At 44.8% G+C, this 19,925-nt stretch carries 20 protein-coding genes and 2 pseudogenes; 3 read left to right on the top strand and 19 right to left on the bottom strand.

Annotated features, from left to right (window positions below; genetic code table 11):
- Nucleotides 1-236: 236 nt before the first annotated feature.
- From RWX26_RS09915 to RWX26_RS09970, 12 genes are all read right to left on the bottom strand, one after another.
- Complete coding sequence (locus tag RWX26_RS09915; RefSeq protein ID WP_002893934.1) at nt 237-995, bottom strand: ABC transporter ATP-binding protein; 759 nt, start codon at nt 993-995, stop codon at nt 237-239.
- Entirely contained in the window at nt 992-1,858 is an 867-nt protein-coding gene (locus RWX26_RS09920; RefSeq protein WP_002899165.1) for an ABC transporter permease, read from the bottom strand. The genes RWX26_RS09915 and RWX26_RS09920 overlap by 4 nt, the downstream gene beginning before the upstream one ends.
- Nucleotides 1,859-1,955: 97 nt before the next feature.
- Nucleotides 1,956-2,453, bottom strand: coding sequence for a carbonic anhydrase (locus tag RWX26_RS09925; RefSeq protein WP_002905460.1), 498 nt, complete (start codon nt 2,451-2,453; stop codon nt 1,956-1,958).
- Between the two features lie 167 nt (nt 2,454-2,620).
- Nucleotides 2,621-3,106, bottom strand: coding sequence for a GNAT family N-acetyltransferase (locus tag RWX26_RS09930; protein WP_002893940.1), 486 nt, complete (start codon nt 3,104-3,106; stop codon nt 2,621-2,623).
- A gap of 288 nt (nt 3,107-3,394) precedes the next feature.
- The gene (locus tag RWX26_RS09935) at nt 3,395-4,090 is read right to left on the bottom strand and encodes a TIGR00266 family protein (protein WP_002893942.1); all 696 of its coding nucleotides are present in this window, start codon (nt 4,088-4,090) and stop codon (nt 3,395-3,397) included.
- Between the two features lie 113 nt (nt 4,091-4,203).
- Nucleotides 4,204-4,920 (bottom strand): TIGR00266 family protein, encoded by a 717-nt coding sequence (locus RWX26_RS09940; RefSeq protein WP_125337612.1) that lies wholly within the window; start codon nt 4,918-4,920, stop codon nt 4,204-4,206.
- A 116-nt stretch (nt 4,921-5,036) separates the two neighbouring features.
- Entirely contained in the window at nt 5,037-6,404 is a 1,368-nt protein-coding gene (radA, locus tag RWX26_RS09945) for a DNA repair protein RadA (protein WP_125337611.1), read from the bottom strand.
- A 5-nt stretch (nt 6,405-6,409) separates the two neighbouring features.
- Nucleotides 6,410-7,042 carry a methyltransferase domain-containing protein gene (locus tag RWX26_RS09950; RefSeq protein WP_314581367.1) on the bottom strand — a complete coding sequence of 211 codons (633 nt, stop codon included), beginning with the start codon at nt 7,040-7,042 and terminating at the stop codon, nt 6,410-6,412.
- 52 nt (nt 7,043-7,094) lie between these two features.
- The gene (locus RWX26_RS09955; protein ID WP_314581368.1) at nt 7,095-7,610 is read right to left on the bottom strand and encodes a histidine phosphatase family protein; all 516 of its coding nucleotides are present in this window, start codon (nt 7,608-7,610) and stop codon (nt 7,095-7,097) included.
- Between the two features lies 1 nt (nt 7,611).
- Entirely contained in the window at nt 7,612-8,055 is a 444-nt protein-coding gene (locus RWX26_RS09960) for a dUTP diphosphatase (protein ID WP_314581370.1), read from the bottom strand.
- Nucleotides 8,056-8,139: 84 nt separating this feature from the next.
- The gene (locus RWX26_RS09965) at nt 8,140-8,589 is read right to left on the bottom strand and encodes an 8-oxo-dGTP diphosphatase (protein WP_314581373.1); all 450 of its coding nucleotides are present in this window, start codon (nt 8,587-8,589) and stop codon (nt 8,140-8,142) included.
- Between the two features lie 265 nt (nt 8,590-8,854).
- The gene (locus RWX26_RS09970) at nt 8,855-9,544 is read right to left on the bottom strand and encodes a gamma-glutamyl-gamma-aminobutyrate hydrolase family protein (RefSeq protein WP_002907876.1); all 690 of its coding nucleotides are present in this window, start codon (nt 9,542-9,544) and stop codon (nt 8,855-8,857) included.
- 228 nt (nt 9,545-9,772) lie between these two features.
- Between RWX26_RS09970 and RWX26_RS09975 the strand changes: the two genes are divergently transcribed.
- Nucleotides 9,773-11,746 carry a peptide ABC transporter substrate-binding protein gene (locus RWX26_RS09975; RefSeq protein ID WP_314581379.1) on the top strand — a complete coding sequence of 658 codons (1,974 nt, stop codon included), beginning with the start codon at nt 9,773-9,775 and terminating at the stop codon, nt 11,744-11,746.
- Nucleotides 11,747-11,862: 116 nt separating this feature from the next.
- Here RWX26_RS09975 and RWX26_RS11220 read toward each other — a convergent pair whose 3' ends face one another.
- The 4 genes and pseudogenes from RWX26_RS11220 to RWX26_RS09985 all read right to left on the bottom strand — a co-directional run bounded on the left by RWX26_RS11220 (nt 11,863) and on the right by RWX26_RS09985 (nt 15,340).
- Nucleotides 11,863-12,651 carry an ABC transporter ATP-binding protein gene (locus RWX26_RS11220; RefSeq protein ID WP_373197575.1) on the bottom strand — a complete coding sequence of 263 codons (789 nt, stop codon included), beginning with the start codon at nt 12,649-12,651 and terminating at the stop codon, nt 11,863-11,865.
- A 138-nt stretch (nt 12,652-12,789) separates the two neighbouring features.
- Nucleotides 12,790-13,518 (bottom strand): annotated as a pseudogene (locus tag RWX26_RS11225) (ABC transporter ATP-binding protein); the annotation flags it as partial.
- Nucleotides 13,494-13,632: pseudogene (locus tag RWX26_RS11230) on the bottom strand (ABC transporter ATP-binding protein); the annotation flags it as partial. The pseudogenes RWX26_RS11230 and RWX26_RS11225, both read right to left, overlap by 25 nt.
- A gap of 1 nt (nt 13,633) precedes the next feature.
- On the bottom strand, nt 13,634-15,340 hold the full coding sequence (locus RWX26_RS09985) for an ABC transporter ATP-binding protein (protein ID WP_314581386.1): 1,707 nt from the start codon (nt 15,338-15,340) through the stop codon (nt 13,634-13,636).
- Between the two features lie 160 nt (nt 15,341-15,500).
- Between RWX26_RS09985 and RWX26_RS09990 the strand changes: the two genes are divergently transcribed.
- Nucleotides 15,501-16,523 (top strand): NAD(P)H-dependent glycerol-3-phosphate dehydrogenase, encoded by a 1,023-nt coding sequence (locus RWX26_RS09990; protein WP_314581388.1) that lies wholly within the window; start codon nt 15,501-15,503, stop codon nt 16,521-16,523.
- Between the two features lie 16 nt (nt 16,524-16,539).
- Nucleotides 16,540-17,445 (top strand): UTP--glucose-1-phosphate uridylyltransferase GalU, encoded by a 906-nt coding sequence (gene galU / locus RWX26_RS09995; RefSeq protein WP_002907868.1) that lies wholly within the window; start codon nt 16,540-16,542, stop codon nt 17,443-17,445.
- 100 nt (nt 17,446-17,545) lie between these two features.
- On the opposite strand, the gene RWX26_RS10000 is transcribed toward galU, so the two are convergent.
- Genes RWX26_RS10000 through RWX26_RS10010 form a run of 3 tightly spaced genes read right to left on the bottom strand, consistent with a single transcriptional unit; the run spans nt 17,546 to nt 19,903 of the window.
- On the bottom strand, nt 17,546-18,229 hold the full coding sequence (locus RWX26_RS10000; RefSeq protein WP_293826249.1) for a rhomboid family intramembrane serine protease: 684 nt from the start codon (nt 18,227-18,229) through the stop codon (nt 17,546-17,548).
- Nucleotides 18,213-18,749 carry a 5-formyltetrahydrofolate cyclo-ligase gene (locus RWX26_RS10005; RefSeq protein ID WP_314581394.1) on the bottom strand — a complete coding sequence of 179 codons (537 nt, stop codon included), beginning with the start codon at nt 18,747-18,749 and terminating at the stop codon, nt 18,213-18,215. The genes RWX26_RS10000 and RWX26_RS10005 overlap by 17 nt, the downstream gene beginning before the upstream one ends.
- Before the next feature lie 20 nt (nt 18,750-18,769).
- A complete protein-coding gene (locus tag RWX26_RS10010; RefSeq protein WP_314581395.1) occupies nt 18,770-19,903 on the bottom strand; it encodes an N-acetyldiaminopimelate deacetylase in 1,134 nt (377 codons plus the stop codon).
- Nucleotides 19,904-19,925 lie beyond the last annotated feature (22 nt).

Here is a 19,925-nt window from a genome sequence, read left to right on the forward strand (position 1 = left end):
TTTACGAGCATTTAAGAAAATATAAAAAGATAATTAGAAATTTATACTTTGTTTATAACAAAAAAACCGCAATCAAGCGGTTTTTATTCATCTATTAGGGCAATTTGAAGAAAAAGGACATAGTCCTATTTAACAAAGAACTAGAGCCTTTTGAACATTAATTGTCTAACTTTGTGGGAGCAGTACATTATTTAGTACATATTCTTTCTCTTGTTTTTACAAAACTCTGAGCAAGCCTATTCAAACAAGCCATAGTAATCTGCGATGGTCATCTTGGCTTTCTCGTTTTTGTTTAAGTCCTGAATAATCTGCCCGTCTTTCATGACGATTAGTCGGTTGCCGTATTTGAGGGCATCCTCCATGTGATGGGTAATCATGAGAGCTGTGAGGCGGTCACGATTGACAAATTCATTGGTCAGCTCCATCAAGGCTACACTGGTCTTAGGATCCAGTGCTGCAGTATGCTCATCCAGAAGCAAAAGCTCTGGTCGCTTGAGCGTTGCCATGAGCAGGCTCAAAGCCTGTCTTTGCCCGCCAGAGAGAAATTCAATCGGCGTATCCAGATGTTTGTCCAGACCATTACCGATTTTCTCAATCGTCGCCTGAAACTCTTCCCTGTAGCTGTTGAGCCCACGGGGCACCAAGCCACGCTTTTCGCCTCGGAATTTGGCAATGAGAAGATTTTCCGCCACTGTCATCCGCGGAGCCGTTCCCATCTTAGGATCCTGAAAGACACGGGACAGGTACTTGGCTCGCTTTTCTGGTGAAAAATGAGTGACATTTTCCCCCAAGATATGAATGCTGCCACTGGTCAGAGGGAGAGTGCCGGCAATAACATTGAATAGGGTCGACTTTCCTGCACCGTTTCCACCTAAAATCGTAATAAAATCATGCTCGTGAATGTCTAAAGAAACATCATTTAGGATGATTTTTTCTTCATCAAAGCCGCTCTTTACAAGCTTGGTTGCATTTCTTAATTCTACAATCGCTGTCATTTGCTTAATTTGGCTCCTTTAAAGAATTTATTTTTCAGGGTTGGAATCATGAGACAGACGGCCAGAATCACCGCGCTGTAGAGACGAAGATAGTTAGTATTAAAGCCGAGAGCAATGACGCCCCAGATCAAGAACTGATAGGCAATCGCACCAACTACAATGGTAATCAGACGCTCTGCCAAGGTCAGACTATGGAAGAGCACCTCGCCAATGATAAGACTGGCCAGACCGACAACAATCACTCCAATCCCACGGGACACATCTGCATAACCTTCCTGCTGGGCAATCAGTGCCCCAGCCAGAGCAATCAAGCCATTTGACAGAATCAGTCCCATCAACTCCATACGACCAGTATTGATACCAAAACTGCGAGCCATATCCGGATTATCTCCGGTCGCGATATAGGCCTGCCCTAGCTTGGTATCCAAGAAAAAGAGCAGGGCTGCAATCACCAGACTGACAAAAATCAAACCAGTCAAAAGGTCATTGACTTCCCCTGAAAAAGGCAGAATATCCTGAATCTTACTGCTGCCTAAAAGCCCCAGATTGGCACGGCCCATCAGCATCAGCATGATAGAGTGGCAGGAGGTCATGACCAAAATCCCAGAAAGCAGAGTCGGAATTTTCCCCTTGGTATAGAGCAGACCTGTCACGGCACCCGCAGCACAGCCCGCTAAAACGGCTGCTGCTGTTGCCAGAAAAGGATTGACTCCTTTGGTAATCAAGGTAACAGCCACCGCCCCGCCCAAGGGGAAGGAGCCTTCTGTCGTCATATCAGGAAAACCCAGAATCCGGAAGGTCATAAAAATACCTAGACCTAGGACGGCCCAAACCAGTCCCTGAGAAATAATGGAAAGAATCATAACATTGTCCTAACTAATTAAAATCGTTTCTCTATTTTAACATAAAAAAGGAGCCAATTTCAATGCTGATGCGCAGACAAAGAAATTGACTTCCCAACTATTCCTCAACAACTGTCATTCGACCAGTATCTACATCATAAACCGCACCTGAGATTTTTACATCAGCTGGGATCAGCGGCGACTGCCTCAGCAAGGCCATATCCTCACGCACACTTTCCTCTACATCTGTAAAGGGCAAAAAGTCCTGTTCGCTGACATCGACACCTAGCTCTTTATGAAGATAGGCCGTAAAATCTTCATTCTTAAAGGTCTGTGCCCCGCAGTCTGTATGATGCAAAACCACGATTTCCCGCGTTCCTAGCTGCTGCTGAGAGATGACCAGTGAGCGAATCATGTCCTCCGTCACCCGACCGCCGGCATTTCGCAAGATATGGGCATCTCCTAGTGCCAGTCCCAGAGCCTGAGCCACGTGGAGCCTAGAGTCCATGCAGGTCACGATAGCTACCTTGGTCTTGGGATTGATGGGCAGATGTGCTGTCCCATGCAGATCAACATAAGCTTTATTGGCCTTCATAAAGTTTTCAAAATATGACATTTTGACTCCTGACTAATTATATTATTTGATGTTCAAACGAATTAACCTTATCATACTAGGTTTTGGCTTTAGAACTTCCCTACCTAACTTCAAAAAAGAGAGAACCTATATGAACTGCTCTCTGTGCTAGCTTTTATCACCCACTACAGTTGACAAAGAGCCGTGAGTTATAACTTCTTAAAGTAGCGAGCAACGGGCCATTGTTCAAAACCAAAGTTCTCATAGGTTTTACGAGCCGGTGCATGACCTAGATCACCACCCGTCTCAACCATGACCATTTCCATTCCTTTTTGTTTAATCTGATCACAAGCATAGGTCATGAGCGCTTTTCCAATACCTTGACGCTGATATCTTGGAGCAACAGCTAGGATATAAATCTCACCCATCTTATCCTCAGGGTGCAAGCGAATGTGAATCCATCCTACTAATTCTTCCTCCAGAAAAGCTAACCAGGCAAACTGACTCTCTTCATTTAAGACTGCTGTTAGATCATTGATTTGCCTTTTTTCCCACCCTTGAGGATAAAAATTATCATAAACAAACTTAGGAACTCCTTTTTCCATTTTTGGAAAAACTGGAGACCAAGCTTGAATTGATAATTCTAAAACAGCCTCTTTATCCAATTTCTGATAAGGTTTTATAGTAATTGTCACTTTATTCTCCTAACGTTTCTTTAATCCGCCAAAAATGCCACGAACGAGTTCGCATCCGATGGTGCTAACAGCTAAATCATAAAGGCGGCCGTTGCCTTTTCAAGGCTTGATTGGCCTTCATAAAGTTTTCAAAATATGACATTCTTCCCCTTGCTGGTACTTTGATATTCAAATAATTTTATATTATCTTACCATCTTTTCTGCTATCTGTCAGTTCTCGACTTTGTTACAAAAAATAGGACAGTCAAATCCAGCATCTAGACTGGTCTTCTGTCCTAGTTTTATTTGTTATGAGCTTCTTGGGATATACTTGCTGAGTGAGCCTGCAAAGGTTTGAAGATTGAGACTTTGCACATAGACTTCACCAGTACCTTGGAAGGTGTTGACCACTCCTTCTCCCGTTCCAATAGACTGCCAGAAACCATTTTCCAGATGGATATTATAATTCAAAGATTGGCTCCAAGCTACTACATGGGCATTGTCAATAGTCACTTCTTGGTTATGAAGCTCAATTTTCTTAATAGAACCAAAGGCATTAGCCAAAAGAGTGCCCTGTCCTTGGGTCGTCATAACGAAGAGACCGCCTTGACCGCCAAAGAGAGCCTTGCCAACAGACTGACGCTCCATGGTATAGTAAGCCGTACCATCAAGAGCCAGAAAGGCACCGTCATTCAGCCGATATTGCTTTTCGCCTAGCTGAAGAGGAATGACTTGACCAGGAGCATCTGGCGCCAAAGCAAGGTAGCCATTATCAGACTGGGCAACAGCCTGAGTAATAAAGGTACTTTCACCAGAAACCATCGAACGCCCCACAGCCTTGACAAAACGTCCCAAGCCAGAACCGCTTGCATTGAGCTGGGTATTCAGGGTCACATTCGGCGTGTGGTAGACCATGCTGCCACGCTGGATAAAGACGGTTTCTCCTTGATTGAGCGACAACTCAACCAAAGGAAACTGCATATTACTGTCCATAGAAAATCGCATAAGAAATGCCTCCTTCTTATTATGACTTGATTATAACATTTTCCTATATTTTGAACAAAGGAAAACTGAAGCATCAAAAAAGAAGAGACTGCCTGAGTCTCTCCTAGAAATTTTCAAGAATTGTCAATATTCAGGTGTGGGCGAAGAAGATTTGCAAAGGTTTCAATATTGAGACTTTGGATGTAAATTTCCCCAGTTCCATAGAAGGTATTAACCACTCCTTCACCAGTCCCCATGGACTGCCAGAAACCATTTTCTAAATGAATATCATATTCCAACTCTCGACTCCATGCTACTACGTGAGCATTGTCAATCGTTATCCTATCATTATGCAGCTCGACCTTTTGAATCGAGCCAAAGGAATTTACCAAGAGTGTTCCCTGACCTTGGGTACTCATCACATAAAAGCCTCCTTGGCCACCAAAGAGAGCTCGACCTACCGACTGCCTCTCCAAAGTATAAGAGGCAGAACCATCCATAGCCAGAAAAGCTCCATCATTAAGGCGGTATTGCTTTTCGCCTAGTTCCAGAGCAACAATCTGACCAGGTACATTAGGCGCTAAGGCTAGACGACCGTTATTTGATTGAGCAGTTGCTTCAGTGATAAACACTCCTTCGCCAGAAGCCATAGAACGGCCCACAGCTTGGATTGCCATGCCAAAGATTGATTGAGACTCTGCATTCACTTTAGCATTCAAGACAACGTTGGGAGTGTGGTATATCATGCTCCCGGTCTGAATACGAACAGACTCTGATGCATCTAAGGCAATCTCCGCCAAGGGAAATTGAGCATTGTTGGTAATAGAAACATTCATACGATGATCTACCATGGTTGATTATCCTCCTAAAAAATCTGGAAAAACAACTTATAGGAAATTCCAGATAAATCCTATTTTTTCTAGCAATATTATAGCACGCACAACAACTTTTCGCAATACTACTTTAATCAAGAAAATACCTTCTTTAAGACTTCCCCAATCGTTGTCACACCGATGACTTGGATATTGTCTGGAACTTTGAGGCCGTTCAGAGAGTTTTTAGGAGCGTAGACTTTAGTGAAGCCCAGCTTTGCTGCTTCGTTGATGCGCTGCTCGATGCGATTAACCCGGCGAATTTCTCCAGTCAGGCCAATTTCACCGATAAAGCACTCTTGAGGATTGGTAGGCAGATCCTTGTAGCTGGAAGCAATGGCGACCGCTACTGCCAAATCAATGGCTGGCTCATCTAGCTTGACGCCCCCAGCTGACTTGAGGTAGGCATCTTGATTTTGCAGAAGGAGCCCCGCCCGTTTTTCCAGAACCGCCATGATGAGGCTGGCTCGGTTAAAGTCCAGTCCAGTCGTGGTTCGCTTGGCATTACCAAACATGGTCGGAGTCACCAAGGCCTGCACCTCTGCTAAAATCGGCCTCGTTCCTTCCATGGTCACAACGATAGAAGAACCTGTCGCGCCGTCCAGACGCTCTTCCAGAAAGACTTCACTTGGATTGACAACCTCAACTAGCCCACCAGACTGCATTTCAAAAATGCCAATCTCATTGGTTGAGCCAAAACGGTTCTTGACTGCTCTCAAGATACGGAAAGTGTGCTGGCGTTCGCCCTCAAAATAAAGAACGGTGTCCACCATGTGCTCCAAAGTTCGAGGACCAGCTAAGGTTCCTTCCTTGGTCATGTGACCAACGATAAAGGTCGCAATATTATTGGTCTTGGCCAGCTGCATAAGCTCAGCTGTCACCTCTCGAACCTGAGAAACAGAGCCTTGGACACTGGAAATTTCCGGCGACATAACTGTCTGAATGGAGTCAATAATCAGAAAATCTGGCTTAATCTTTTCAATCTCTGTGCGGATATTTTGCATATTAGTCTCGGCGTAGAGATAAAATTCACTGTCAATATCACCGAGGCGTTCCGCCCGCAGCTTAATCTGCTCAGCCGATTCCTCCCCGCTGACATAAAGGACGGTGCCCTGATGAGAAAGTTGAGTGGATACCTGCAGAAGCAGGGTGGATTTCCCGATACCGGGATCCCCGCCAATCAGAACCAGACTACCAGGCACTACGCCACCACCCAGCACACGGTTGAACTCGTCCATTTCCGTCTTGGTCCGATTGACATCAATCGAAGTGACCTCAGCCAGCTTCATGGGCCGGGTCTTTTCGCCTGTCAAGGAAACACGGGCATGCTTGACCTCTGCAGCCTCTACTTCCTCAACAAAAGAAGACCAAGAGCCGCAGTTAGGACAGCGGCCTAGATACTTGGGCGAATGGTATTCACAATTTTGACAGACAAAGGTCGTTTTTTTCTTAGCGATGGTGATTCTCCTTATTTTCTAATAATCCAAACAAAAGTTGATAAAACCTGACACACTTGCTCTATATTAGTAAAGCCAGCCTCTTCTAATAGGTTTGCAACTTCTTGAGGCGAGAAGGAATTCATCAAACTAGTTTGATTCTCATAAGTACGCTGAATTTGTTGCTGATTGGCTCCTAGCTCTGAAGCAAGTGTTTTCCAATAGCCTAGTTGCTGGTTGGAAAAAAAGCTAAGAATCAGAAGGCCACCTTCACTTAAAGACTCATAAATTTTTCGAAGAAAAAAGCTGGGATTTTCAACAAACTGCAATACTAGCAAGCAAGAACAAATCTGATAAGCAGAAGGTAGCACTGCTTCTTCAAATCGACTATTAAGATACTCCGCTTGAGGCAGATGAACCTGTCTTTTAAGCCCTTGCAGCATCGCCTCACTTGGCTCTACCACAGTCAATCCGGCCTTAGGAAATAAGGATGCCAAACCATTCAGCTCATCCGTCTGGCTTGCCAACGCTAACACCTTATCGACTTTTAAACCGGGTGCTAACCTAAGCAATACTCCTCGGAAAATCACATCTAGCATCACATCATAGCCTGGAATTTTCTGACGAATTTCTGTTGCATAGTCCTTGTTCTTAAATTCTTTCATATTTTCTTCTATCTCAAAATCCTTTTATTAAGATTCTTTTTACAACGAAACATTAAAACTTCAATTCACATTCAACAAACTGGCAAAAATCAATCTGCTGATTAGGTACAAACTGGCGGATGAGCATGCGATGGGCTACAAGAGCTACCGTCTCGTAGTCTCTGTATTTGCTTAGGGTACGCAAAAAGCGGGCTTTCATCTGCTCAGCTGTCTCATACCGGACAGGACTTCCTGCAGGAATAGAACCATTATTTTCAAAAAATAACCTCCGAGCCTGCTCAAACTTTTCTGTCCCACTCTCATATACCTGCCATTCATGTAGAAAAGGCTCCACAAAAAGCGGCAGTTGGCGGTCTCGAATCAAATAGGAGGCCGTCTCCAAAGCCCGCGTCACAGAAGAGGAAATCAGAATTTCCGCCTGTTCCAGCAAAGGATTAGCAGCGGCCTCTGTCGCCATCCTACGACCAGCAGCCGACAAGGGAGCCAAATCTAGTCCAAATCCAGTATAGCCGGCCTCTTCCAAAAGTGAATAATCTGGCTCTCCGTGACGGATAAAAATGATTTTCATGCTAATGTCCTGTCGATCCAAATCCACCGGTCCGCACGCCTTCTGCCTCATCTCCATCCGCAATTAAGAAAGGTGCGAAGACAGCCTGCACTACACGTTCGCCAACTTCAAGAACAACTTCCTGATCTGTGATGTTTTTCATCTGAGCAAAGATATGCCCTTCGTTTGCAGGATTGCCATAGTAGTCGCCATCAATGACCCCAACGGAGTTAATCAAAACCAGGCCTTTTTTACGAGGGTTGGATGAGCGATCGTAAAGATAAAGCACCTCGCTCGGCTGCATATAGGCCTTGACACCAGTCGGAACCAACTTAATCTCCCCTGGCGCAATGAGGGTGCGCTCTGCCACTTTCAAATCGTAGCCAGCTGCGTGAGCTGTCTCTCTCTTAGGCAGCAAATCTTCATTTGTAAAGCTGGAAACCAGCTCGAATCCGCGAATTTTCATGTATTTCTCTTTTCTATTTTTGCTGTTCCTATTATACTAAATTCGTAAAGAACAAGCAAAAAACCGCCAATTGGGCGGTTCTCCCTAGTATAGATTTCTGATGATCTCTCCATTATCCAGATAGGTAAACTGCTCCGTCAAATCTGATGTGAAAACTTGATACATTTCTTTAAAGCTCAAGGCCAGCGAGTGGTGATCAAGATCCTCGCGTTTAATCCAGAATACTTCTCCTTCGTCGGACGAGACCAGCTCTCCTTCAAAACGATTGGTTTTGTAAAGAAAAACGACGTAACGTTCATCCTTTTCGGTATAAAACTGCTTAACACCGCATAACCTAGGCTCATAGATGGTCAGACCTGTTTCCTCCTTGATTTCCCGTATCACTGATTTGACAAAGGATTCACGATTTTCAACATGGCCGCCTGGAAAGCAAAGGCCGGTCCAATCATCATTTACTTTATTTTGTACTAAAATGCGGTCCTCATCATAAACCATACACATATTTGTTAAAATAACTCGCTCCGCTCTTGACATCTCTGCTCCTCCATCTACCGACCGATTCGCTCGGCCTACTTGTGACTCATTATAACATAAAAGACATCAAATTGATGAAAATCTAGATTTCTCAGCCTTTTCAACAAAAAAACCGCCAATTGGGCGGTTCTTATAGGGAGATTATTATGAAAAAGAAAAGTTTTAGGATTTCTAAACAAAGTTAGGAGGTCTTTGTTTATGATCTTAGTATAGAACACTTATCTTAAATTTTCCTAAAAGTAACTTAAAAAAATGAAATTATTTTTTACAGCTCTTGCAAGAGGTACTGAAACAGCTCCAAATTGCCCTTTTCTTCGTTTATTAAAAACTCCGGATGCCATTGAAGGCCTATGATACGATGATTGTCAACCGATTCGATCGCTTCGATGGTATTGTCTCTTGGATCAAAAGCTGTCGCGCGGAAATTAGGTGCTAAGTCTTTGATGCTTTGGCGATGGACCGAATTAATCTGGCTAGCCTGACCAAACAAACGCTCCACAACACTGTCTTTCTCCGTGCGAATGGAGTGCGAAGTTCCAAATGGCAAGCCCTGCCAGTGATTATCAATGTGCTGATTAAGAGTGCCGCCAAAAGCAACATTTACCAGCTGCAGACCGCGGCAAATAGCCATGACTGGCTTGTTTTGGCGCAGGGCTTCCTTCAAGAGTGCCAACTCAAACTCATCGCGAACAATATTGTAGTCGTCACTGTCGATGGTCTTCTCTTCCCCATAAAACTGCGGGTGAACATTTTGCCCACCTGACAAAATCAGCTTGTCAATCGTTTCCACATAATCCTGAACTAAACTTTTATCTCCAACGGGAATCACCATCGGCAGGCCACCAACCATTCGTACGCCGTCCACAAACTTACGTGAAACAGAGGTGTGAATATTCTTTCCAGCTTCATCTACTGGACAAAGATTGGCTGAAATTCCAACAATCGTTCTGCACATACCGTGATTCCCCCTTATTTTGATATAGTATATCTTACCACTCCTCTGCGAAGCCGTCCAATAGATTTTTTTAAAGCTGGTTATAAAAATTTTTTATCAGAATATGCAACACTATAAATCTCTTTTTTAAAATTTAGAAAAACATTTCAGAATTATCAGAAAATTATTTACTTTTGGCAGAAATTTGTTATAATAAGCAGTGTAAAAACTCATGACTTGGAGGTCCCTATGAGAAAATCAAATATTCTTCTTGCCGCAGGGCTCGCTCTGCTCTCTGTCGGCTTACTTACTGCTTGCTCTGGAGGCGGAAGTTCCCAATCCAGCAAAAAAATCTACAGCTATGTCTTTACGTCTGATCCAACAACTTTGGACTACATCCAGTCGGCAAAGGGGTCTACCCACGAGCTGACTACAAATGGTGTAGATGGCTTGCTGGAAAATGATAAATATGGAAACTTAGCTCCGTCTATCGCAGAAGATTGGACAGTCTCTCCAGATGGTCTCGTCTACACCTATAAGCTGCGCAAAGATGCCAAGTGGTATACCGCTGATGGCGAAGAATACGCAGATGTCACGGCTCAGGACTTTGTGGCAGGTATCAAACATGCTGCTGATGTCAAATCAGACGCTCTCCCTCTTATCCAAGATTCTATCAAGGGGCTGAGTGAATATGCAGCCGGAACCAACAAGGACTTTTCAGCTGTTGGAGTCAAGGCACTGGACGATTATACGGTTCAATATACACTCAACAAGCCTGAAACCTACTGGAACTCTAAAACAACGTCAGGTGTTATGATGCCGGTCAACAAGGCCTTCCTAGAAAAGCAAGGCAAGGAATTCGGTCAGGCAACCAAGGCAGATTCCATTTTGTATAACGGTCCATTTATCATGAAATCCATTACTTCTAAATCCTCTGTCGAATTTGAGAAGAACCCTAACTACTGGGATAAGGACAAGGTCAAGATTGATGGTGTCAAACTGTCTTACTACGATGGTTCTGACCAAGATTCATTAGCGCGGACCTTCGGAGATGGCGGCTACAGTTTGGCAAGACTCTACCCAGCCACTTCCAGTTATTCCTCAATCGCTGAGAAATACAAAGATAATATCTTCATGACAGAAGCAGGAGCGGGGGTCGGTCTAATCAGCTTTAACATTGACCGTCAAAGTTATAACCACACTTCTAAAACCAGCGATGAACAAAAAGAAGCTACCAAAAAAGCTCTGCTAAACAAGGACTTCCGCCAAGCTCTAGCCTTTGCCCTTAACCGCGAAAGCTATTCAGCTCAGGTCAACGGAGAAGATGCAGCCAAGCCAGCTGTCCGCAATCTCTTTGTTCCGCCAACTTTCGTTCAAGCCAATGGTAAGGAATTTGGCACTCTGGTCGAAGAATCACTGGCTTCCTATGGTGACGAGTGGAAAGGTATCAAGCTGGATGACGGTCAAGACGGTCTCCACAATACTGATAAAGCCAAGGCGGAATTTTCCAAAGCCAAGCAGGCTCTTGCAAATGAAGGCGTACAATTCCCAATTCACCTAGATGTTCCTGTCGCTCAGAATTCTACTAACTTCGTCAACCGCATGCAATCTCTGAAACAATCATTAGAAGAGGCGTTAGGAAAGGACAATGTCTCTGTAGACCTGCAGATGCTATCTGAGGACGAAGCACTAAACATCACCTTCAATGCTGAAGCTGCTAGCCAGGAAGACTGGGATATCAACGGTCTCGTTGCCTGGGATCCAGACTACCAAGATCCTTCTACTTACCTGGACATTTTAGTGCCAGGTAACAGCACTCAGACCAGAACCTACCTTGGATTTGAAGACAAAGACAATGCTGCTGCTAAAGCTGTAGGACTAGATGAGTATAGCAAACTGGTCGAAGAGGCCGGAAACGAAACACAAGATGTTGACAAGCGTTATGAAAAATATGCTGCAGCTCAAGCATGGCTGACAGATAGCGCCCTCGTTGTGCCAACTATGAGCAGCAGAGGAGCAGCACCGTTCATTTCTCGGATTGTACCATTTACAAACTCTTATGCTCAGACAGGTACAAAAGATGCCAACTATCATAAATACGTGGAAATCAGTGATGAGATTGTCACGACTAAAGATTATCAGAAGGCCCAAGAAAAGTGGAAAAAAGAAAAAGAGGAATCCAATAAAAAGGCACAAGAGGATCTGGCTAAACATGTGAAATAATCACTACTTTGATGTTAATTAAAAATCCGGCAGGAACAGAAACCTGCTGGATTTTTTAACTTTTCTATCTAATATTTTAAAAGCCTGGCTGATTATCCAGCTGCAAAACCAACCATCTACTCAAACACAAACTGGTTATGATAAAGTTCTGAGTAGAAACCGCCGAGTTTGAGGAGCTGGTGATGATCGCCCTGTTCAATGACCTCTCCATCTTTGAGGACGATAATCTGGTCGGCATTAAGGATCGTCTTGAGACGGTGAGCAATGACAAAGCTAGTTCGGCCCGCCACAACGGCTTCCATTGCCTGCTGAATCTTGCTCTCTGTTACCGTATCGACATTGGAAGTCGCTTCGTCCAAAATCAAGACTTGTGGGTCAGTCAGCAGGGTTCTGGCGATGGAAATCAGCTGTTTCTGCCCAGTTGAGAAAATATTCTGGTCATCATCTACCAGGGTATCGTATTTGTCTGGCAGACTTTCGATATAATCATGAATATGAGTCGCACGCGCAGCCGTTTCTACCATCTCCTGACTAGCATCCGGCACACCGAAGCGGATATTGTCCCGAATCGTGCCACTAAAGAGCACCGAATCCTGCAAGACAATGCCCACATGGCTCCGTAAGCTGTCCAGCTCATAGGCTCGAATGTCACGACCGTCAAACTCAATGCTGCCACTATCTACATCATAAAAGCGATTGAGCAGGTTCATAATAGTCGTCTTACCTGATCCAGTCGGGCCAACAACAGCCGTCATCTTGCCCTTAGGGGCTAAGATAGACACGTCTTTGAGAATGGGCTTGCCTTCTACATATGAGAAATCCACATGCTTGATCTCAACGGAGTCTGTAAGCTCAGTGAAAGCAGGTGCATTCTCTGGCCGGACTTCCTCTGGTGCATCAAACATCTCCTGAATCCGGTCAGCCCCTGTAAAGGCCAACTGCAGACTGCCCCAGCTGGCTGCAATCTGGATGATAGGCTGATAATACTGCTGGGAAAACTGAGTAAAAGTAGTAATCAGGCCAACTGCAACTGCCGTTTCAACATTGGAATCATTCAGTAAGACAGCCGAGCCAACAAAAATAACAATAGCTGTATTAATCAAATTCATCCCGTTCATGATAGGGAAGAGAAGACCTGAAAAGGTTCGGCCTTTAAAGGTCGCCGAGCGTACTCGGTCATTCTGCTCAATAAAACCTTTAATGACCTCCTCCTGCATTCCCTGAACAATAACGGTTTTCTGACCGGAAATGGTCTCGTCCATATAAGCATTGAGGCGGCCGACTTCTTTTTGCTGAAGATTAGTGTATTTTCGAGCCAGCTTAACAATAACCACTAGGAGAAGAAAAGCAACCGGTGTGCTGGCTACCGTTATCCAGGCTAATCTAGCATTTTGAACAAACATGATAATCACGAGGCCCAGATAGAGCAAGGCATTGCTCATAACCTGGATCATACTCTCATTTAGAGCTTGCAGGATATTGTCCAAGTCACTGGTAAAGCGCGATAAAATGTCGCCGTCCTGATGGCGGTCAAAGAAAGCAACTGTCATCTTGGATAGCTTGCCAAACAGGCCCTTGCGCATCTCATTGGTCGAATGGGCAATAACTCGGGTCATCAAAAGCATGTAAATCAAGCTGGAAACAGACAGGCAGACAAAGGACACCAATACACTGCCCATGACGCTGCCAAAAGTTGACAGAATCTGATCAGTCTCACCCTTCTCCGCAAAAGCCCGTCCCAACTCAACCAAATGCTGAACAGCCTGACCGACATAAACCGGAAAAAGGACCTGAAAAACAGTCGCTGTTACCATCATCAAAAGGACAATGACAAAGGATAATTTGTAACGCTTAAAATATTGCCAGAAAAATGCAATCGTCCGCATCTTAGTCCTCCTTTCCTTTCTGAGTTTCGTAGATTTCACGGTAAACATCGTTAGTTGTGACCAATTCCGCATGCGTCCCTTGGCCAATCAGCTGGCCCTGATCCAAGACCAGAATCTTATCTGCATGAACAACGGAGCTAATCTTTTGAGCAATGATAATCGTCGTTGTTCCTTGCAGCTCTTTGTTCAAGGCTTCTTGAACCAGCTTTTCTGACTTGGCATCCAAGGCTGAGGTCGAATCATCTAAAATCAAAATATTCGGATTGTTGACAACACCTCTGGCAATGGACATCCGCTGCTTCTGACCGCCAGAGAAGTTGCTGCCACGCTCCTCCACTGCACTGTCAAAACTCTCTTCCATACGGCTGATAAATTCACTGGCTTGGGCAATACGAGCCGCCCGCTCCATCTCAGGTAGCGAAGCGTTGAGCTTACCCTGACGGAGATTGTCCGCAATGGTTCCGCTAAATAGAATCGCCCGCTGCAGCACGATGGAAACATTTTTTCGAAGAGTTCCCTGGCTAAGCTCTCGCAGATCCCGGCCGCCAATCTTGACAGAACCTTCCTGCGGATCAAAAAGACGGGGAATCAGCTGGGCCAAGGTAGACTTACCCGCCCCCGTCGCACCAACAACGCCAATCATTTGCCCCGGCTCAACCTCAAAGCTGATATCCTTTAGCATTGGCTCGTCATCGTTGGGATAGGAAAAAGTCACATGTTCAAAGCTGAGGCTACCTTCTAGTTCTTCATCTAGCGAGTCTGGGAAAGCCATAGCTGGCTCCGTTGCCAATACTTCCTTGATCCGACGGATAGAAATGATCCCCCTCGTCACGCCATTTCCCAAGAAGCCAACCATAATGATAGTGAAAATAATCTGGCTTAGATAACCGATAAAAGAAGCGATGGAGCTGACCAGGCCTGGTTCCGCCTGAATCATGCCAGACAGAGTCCAGATAGCCAAGTAAACAGAGCTGTAGCCGACCAACATCATCATTGGCTCAATGATTGAAAAAGCATAGCCAATATAGAGATTCTCTGATAAAAGTTCATCAGACACCTGACTGAACTTATGAAACTGGTCTTCCTCCCGAACGAAGGACTTGACCACTCGCACACCACGAAGATTTTCCTTAGCAATGGCATTAATCTTATCCAAAAGAGTTTGGAATTTCTTAAAACGAGGACCCATCATTCCCATCATGACAGCCGTTAGACCAGCTATGAGCACAATTAGCAAGAAAATTATCCACCAGAGAGAGGGCATGGTCACAATGGCCAGGATGACTGAACCGATAAAAAGGATGGGTAAGCGAAGAAGAATTTGAAAGAGCATCATAGTCACATTTTGAATCTGATTGATGTCATTCGTCATCCGCACGACTAAATTTCCAGCGTTGAATTCCTCGATATTGGCATAAGAAAAGGTCTGAATCTTACGGAAAGTCTCCTCACGGAGATCCGATGAGACAGCCTGGGCAATATAAGCCGCCAAGGTCACATTAATCCCTCCGGCCACCAGTCCGACAAAACCGATGCCAATCAGCCAACCGCCCATACTGTAGATAGTCTGGCTATTTTGCTCCTGCAAAGCGTCTAAGATGTGCTTTAAAAACCAGGGCAGCAAAAGAGAGCTGGCAATCATCAATGAGGTCATCAAAAGCGAACTCAGTGCATACCATTTATACCGTAATAGACTTTTAAAAAACATGCTTCCTCCTACTTTTTTCATATTTGACTTAGTTTCCTTACTATATCACAGATAAAAACAATGTCAAGCAAGAAATTTCTTATATTATATGGTAAAATGAGATATAGAACTCTAAAACTGATTTAAATTCAGACTCGGAATTTCATCATAAGGAGAAGATATGGATAAACAACGAGTTGCTGTGATTGGTCCTGGTTCTTGGGGAACAGCCTTATCACAAGTGTTAAATGACAACGGACACGAGGTTCGTATTTGGGGAAATATCGCTGAGCAAATCAACGAAATCAACGACGAACACACCAATAAACGCTATTTCAAAGATATTGTACTGGACGAAAAGATCAAGGCCTATCATGACCTGGAAGATACTTTAAAAGATGCGGATGCTGTGCTTTTTGTCGTGCCGACCAAGGTAACCCGTCTGGTAGCTAAACAAGTAGCTCAGGCTCTAGACCACAAGGTAAAAATCATGCACGCCTCCAAGGGACTGGAGCCCAATACCCACGAACGGATTTCAACTATCCTGGAAGAAGAAATCCCTGCAGAGCTACGCAGCGAGATTGTCGTCGTCTCAGGTCCCAGCCATGCTGAGGAAACCATTGTACGCGATATTACCCTAATTACCGCTGCTTCTAAGGATCTGGAAACAGCTAAGTATGTGCAGGAGCTCTTCAGCAATCACTACTTCCGCCTCTACACCAACACTGATGTCATCGGAGTAGAGACTGCAGGCGCTCTGAAAAACATCATCGCAGTTGGAGCTGGTGCTCTCCATGGACTAGGCTATGGTGATAACGCCAAGGCAGCTATTATCACACGCGGTCTAGCCGAAATCACGCGGCTAGGTGTCAAGTTAGGAGCCAACCCTCTCACCTACAGCGGCCTATCTGGTGTCGGTGACCTGATTGTCACAGGAACCTCTGTCCACTCCCGCAACTGGCGGGCCGGCAATGCTCTAGGACGCGGCGAGAAATTAGCTGATATTGAAGCCAATATGGGCATGGTTATCGAAGGAATTTCTACCACCAAGGCAGCCTATGAACTGGCCCAAGAGCTGGATGTTTATATGCCGATTACCCAAGCTATTTATAAGGTTATTTATCAAAACTGTAATATCAAAGAAGCCATTTATGAAATCATGAATAATGAATTCAAGGCTGAGAACGAATGGACTTCGTTCTAATAGAAAGGAAATAATTATGTCAAAAGTTAAGAAAGCCGTCATCCCTGCAGCTGGTCTCGGAACCCGCTTCCTGCCAGCTACCAAAGCTCTAGCTAAGGAAATGTTGCCGATTGTTGACAAGCCAACCATCCAGTTTATCGTTGAGGAAGCTCTCAAATCTGGAATTGAAGATATTCTAGTTGTCACAGGTAAGTCAAAACGCTCCATCGAAGACCACTTTGACTCAAACTTTGAATTGGAATACAACCTCAAAGAAAAGGGTAAAGACGACTTGCTCAAATTGGTTGACGAAACCACTGGTATCGGTCTACACTTCATCCGTCAAAGCCATCCGCGCGGACTGGGAGATGCTGTCCTTCAGGCTAAGGCTTTCGTAGGAAACGAGCCTTTCGTTGTCATGCTGGGCGATGATCTCATGGATATCACCAATGATAAGACTGTGCCACTGACCAAGCAGTTGATTGATGACTACGAGGCTACTCATGCTTCTACCATCGCTGTCATGCAGGTCCCTCATGATGAAGTTTCCTCTTATGGTGTGATTGCCCCTCAAGGCGAAGGTGTCAAAGGTCTCTACAGCGTGGAAACTTTTGTCGAAAAGCCAAAGCCTGAAGATGCACCGAGTGATTTGGCTATTATCGGCCGCTACCTTCTGACACCAGAAATTTTTGAAATCTTGGAAAAGCAAGAGCCAGGTGCTGGAAATGAGATTCAGCTGACCGATGCGATTGATACTCTTAACAAGACGCAGCGCGTGTTCGCTCGCGAATTCAAAGGTGATCGCTATGATGTCGGTGACAAGTTCGGCTTTATGAAGACTTCTATCGACTACGCCCTCAAGCATCCGCAGGTCAAAGACTCCTTGAAGCAATATATCATTGACTTAGGTCATAAACTAGAGAAAAAACAAAGTAAAAAATAATTGATTCAAACAACTAACTTTGAAAATAAAATTTTATCTATAAAAAAGAGGTTCCCAACCTCTTTTTTTGATATTTCATCAGTTATTTTCTAAGGATTCGTTAAATCAAGGAATGATGAAAACCTAGAAAAATAAGAAGGGCAGCCAAGGCTAGATAACCAAACAAGACTAGCCAGCGCTGAGCAGGTTTAAAGGCATTGCTTGAGCCTTTAACGGGAAGAATGACCGCACAGAGTATGCCGCCAATCAAACCGCCCAAATGCCCCGCTAGGCTGATACCAGGCATGAAACTAAAGATGATATTGACCACAATCAAGGTCATATAAGACTGCCCCAGCTGCTGAATATAGCTGTCGCGAACGACATAGTGCAGGGTCACGATAGAGGCAAAAAGGCCAAACAAGGCTGTAGAGGCCCCTGCTGACAGAGTATCCGGACTGAAAAAGAAGACAAAGATATTTCCCATCAGGCCAGACATCATATAGAGCAGAAAGAAATTTCGCGATCCAAAAATATCTTCTGCCTGCCGTCCAATAAAATAAAGAGTAACAGCATTTACCACAAAGTGCTCCAAGCCAATATGCACAAAGATAGCAGAAAAGAGACGCCATATTTGAGCAGGATACATGATAATGGTTGGAGAAAACACTGCTCCAAATTCAAAGACAGTTTGTTCTTCAGCATAAGAAAAACCACGTAAAATAAGCATCCCCACAAAGACAAGTGTTGTCAAAATTAGCAAAATACTGGTCACAGGATATTTTTTATCATAGATGTAGTTCATAAGTCAACACTTCCTTTACTGCTATATCGTGATAATCGGGCTCAAAATCAGACTTTTGAAAACTATAGATGCTACTGATGGATGCTCCTGCAAAATCAGCCAGATAACGGTCATAGTAGCCACCGCCGTAACCAATCCGAAAGCCTTGAGAATTGAAAACCACACCCGGCACATGAATCAGATCAATCGCCGTCTTCTCCACAGCCTCTTCGCTCATCGGCTCCATAAGACCAAAAGAGCTTTTTTGCAGATGGCTTTCATCATAATCCACAAATATCATCCGACCTTGGCCATAGGTTTTGGGCACTAAAACCCGCTTGCCATCTAACTGAGCCTGCTTGATAAAGGCTGCAGTTGAGACTTCATGCGGCATAGAAAGATAGGTAGCAATAACCTGAGCTTTTTGATAAGCTGCCGAACTGAGCAAGTGCTGGGTCAGCCAGCTATCTGCCTGCTCTTTTTCTTTTCCTGACAGTTTCTTCATCTGGTTCAGTACAGTTTGTCTCAGCTCTTTTTTCATGCAGCTCGTCCACCTTTTTCTTATCTTTCGTTGATTTTATAATCTAGGAATTTCCCAATCTTTTCAATAGCAAAGGGCAGTGCTGCCTCGTCCGGTGTCATCTTGGGATGATGGAGGGCATAGGGACTATCCACTCCCAGCCAGAACATGACGCCCTTGACCTTGCTGAGCAAATAACCGAAATCCTCGCCTGTCATAGCCGGCGCAATATCAATCAGCTCCACTCCTTCTTCCTTCTGGAAAAAGTCCATCAATTCGTCTGCTAGGTCAGGATGATTTTCTACAGGCAGGTAGCCTCCTTGCTTGAGTTCCAAGTCCAATTCCAAACCGAAACTTTGGGCTAAGCCCTCTGCGATTTCCCGTAAGCGCTTCTGGGTCAAGAGGTTCATCTCCTGAGTCAGAGTCCGAATGGTACCATGCAGAAAGGCCGTTTCTGCGATGACATTGTTGGTCATGCCAGAATGGAGCGAACCAAAGGTTACCACCGCTCCCTCGATAGGATCGACATTGCGGCTGACAATGGTCTGCACCTGGGTGATAAAGTAGCTAGCTGCCACCAAAGCATCATTGGCTTCATGAGGAAAGGCCGCATGGCCTCCCTTCCCCTTAAAAGTCAGCTTGACCTCACAGGTACCAGCAAAAAGCGTTCCTCTGTTAGTCGCAATATCACCAACTTTGAGATCCGGCCGCACATGGAGACCGTAAAACTCATCTGGCAGCCAGTCACCAAAAGCACCGTCTTCGTACATGAGCATTCCACCTGCTTCATTTTCCTCTGCAGGCTGAAAGAGAAAGAGCAGATTGTGGGTAGGCTGAGCGCTCACAGCTTGCTCCAGCAGGCCTAGAGCGACCGTCATGTGCATATCGTGTCCGCAGGCATGCATGCGACCTTCATGAGTACTGGCAAAGTCCAGTCCTGTATCCTCCACAATCGGCAAACCATCAATATCTGTCCGCCAGCCAATCGTCTTATCTGGGGAACTTCCCTTGATAAAGACCAAAATACCAGTCCGCCAAGTTCGGATTTCCACAAAGTCTAGACCAGCTGTCAGGCCATCAATGACCTGCATCAGGTAGGCATGAGTCTTGTATTCTTCCAGACCGATTTCTGGTATCTGGTGTAAATCACGGCGAATTTTCAGATAATCAAGCATTGTTTCTTTCCTTTAAAATCTT

This window comes from uncultured Streptococcus sp., assembly GCF_963536705.1.
Taxonomy (GTDB): Bacteria; Bacillota; Bacilli; order Lactobacillales; family Streptococcaceae; genus Streptococcus.

Coding starts and splice junctions, on each gene's coding strand:
- RWX26_RS09915 (WP_002893934.1), bottom strand. CDS start 995: ATGACAGCGATTGTAGAATTAAGAAATGCAACCAAGCTTGTAAAGAGC.
- RWX26_RS09920 (WP_002899165.1), bottom strand. CDS start 1,858: ATGATTCTTTCCATTATTTCTCAGGGACTGGTTTGGGCCGTCCTAGGT.
- RWX26_RS09925 (WP_002905460.1), bottom strand. CDS start 2,453: ATGTCATATTTTGAAAACTTTATGAAGGCCAATAAAGCTTATGTTGAT.
- RWX26_RS09935 (WP_002893942.1), bottom strand. CDS start 4,090: ATGCGATTTTCTATGGACAGTAATATGCAGTTTCCTTTGGTTGAGTTG.
- RWX26_RS09940 (WP_125337612.1), bottom strand. CDS start 4,920: ATGGTAGATCATCGTATGAATGTTTCTATTACCAACAATGCTCAATTT.
- RWX26_RS09950 (WP_314581367.1), bottom strand. CDS start 7,042: ATGAAAGAATTTAAGAACAAGGACTATGCAACAGAAATTCGTCAGAAA.
- RWX26_RS09955 (WP_314581368.1), bottom strand. CDS start 7,610: ATGAAAATCATTTTTATCCGTCACGGAGAGCCAGATTATTCACTTTTG.
- RWX26_RS09960 (WP_314581370.1), bottom strand. CDS start 8,055: ATGAAAATTCGCGGATTCGAGCTGGTTTCCAGCTTTACAAATGAAGAT.
- RWX26_RS09965 (WP_314581373.1), bottom strand. CDS start 8,589: ATGTCAAGAGCGGAGCGAGTTATTTTAACAAATATGTGTATGGTTTAT.
- RWX26_RS09970 (WP_002907876.1), bottom strand. CDS start 9,544: ATGTGCAGAACGATTGTTGGAATTTCAGCCAATCTTTGTCCAGTAGAT.
- RWX26_RS09975 (WP_314581379.1), top strand. CDS start 9,773: ATGAGAAAATCAAATATTCTTCTTGCCGCAGGGCTCGCTCTGCTCTCT.
- RWX26_RS11220 (WP_373197575.1), bottom strand. CDS start 12,651: ATGTTTGATGCACCAGAGGAAGTCCGGCCAGAGAATGCACCTGCTTTC.
- RWX26_RS09985 (WP_314581386.1), bottom strand. CDS start 15,340: ATGTTTTTTAAAAGTCTATTACGGTATAAATGGTATGCACTGAGTTCG.
- RWX26_RS09990 (WP_314581388.1), top strand. CDS start 15,501: ATGGATAAACAACGAGTTGCTGTGATTGGTCCTGGTTCTTGGGGAACA.
- galU (WP_002907868.1), top strand. CDS start 16,540: ATGTCAAAAGTTAAGAAAGCCGTCATCCCTGCAGCTGGTCTCGGAACC.
- RWX26_RS10000 (WP_293826249.1), bottom strand. CDS start 18,229: ATGAACTACATCTATGATAAAAAATATCCTGTGACCAGTATTTTGCTA.
- RWX26_RS10005 (WP_314581394.1), bottom strand. CDS start 18,749: ATGAAAAAAGAGCTGAGACAAACTGTACTGAACCAGATGAAGAAACTG.
- RWX26_RS10010 (WP_314581395.1), bottom strand. CDS start 19,903: ATGCTTGATTATCTGAAAATTCGCCGTGATTTACACCAGATACCAGAA.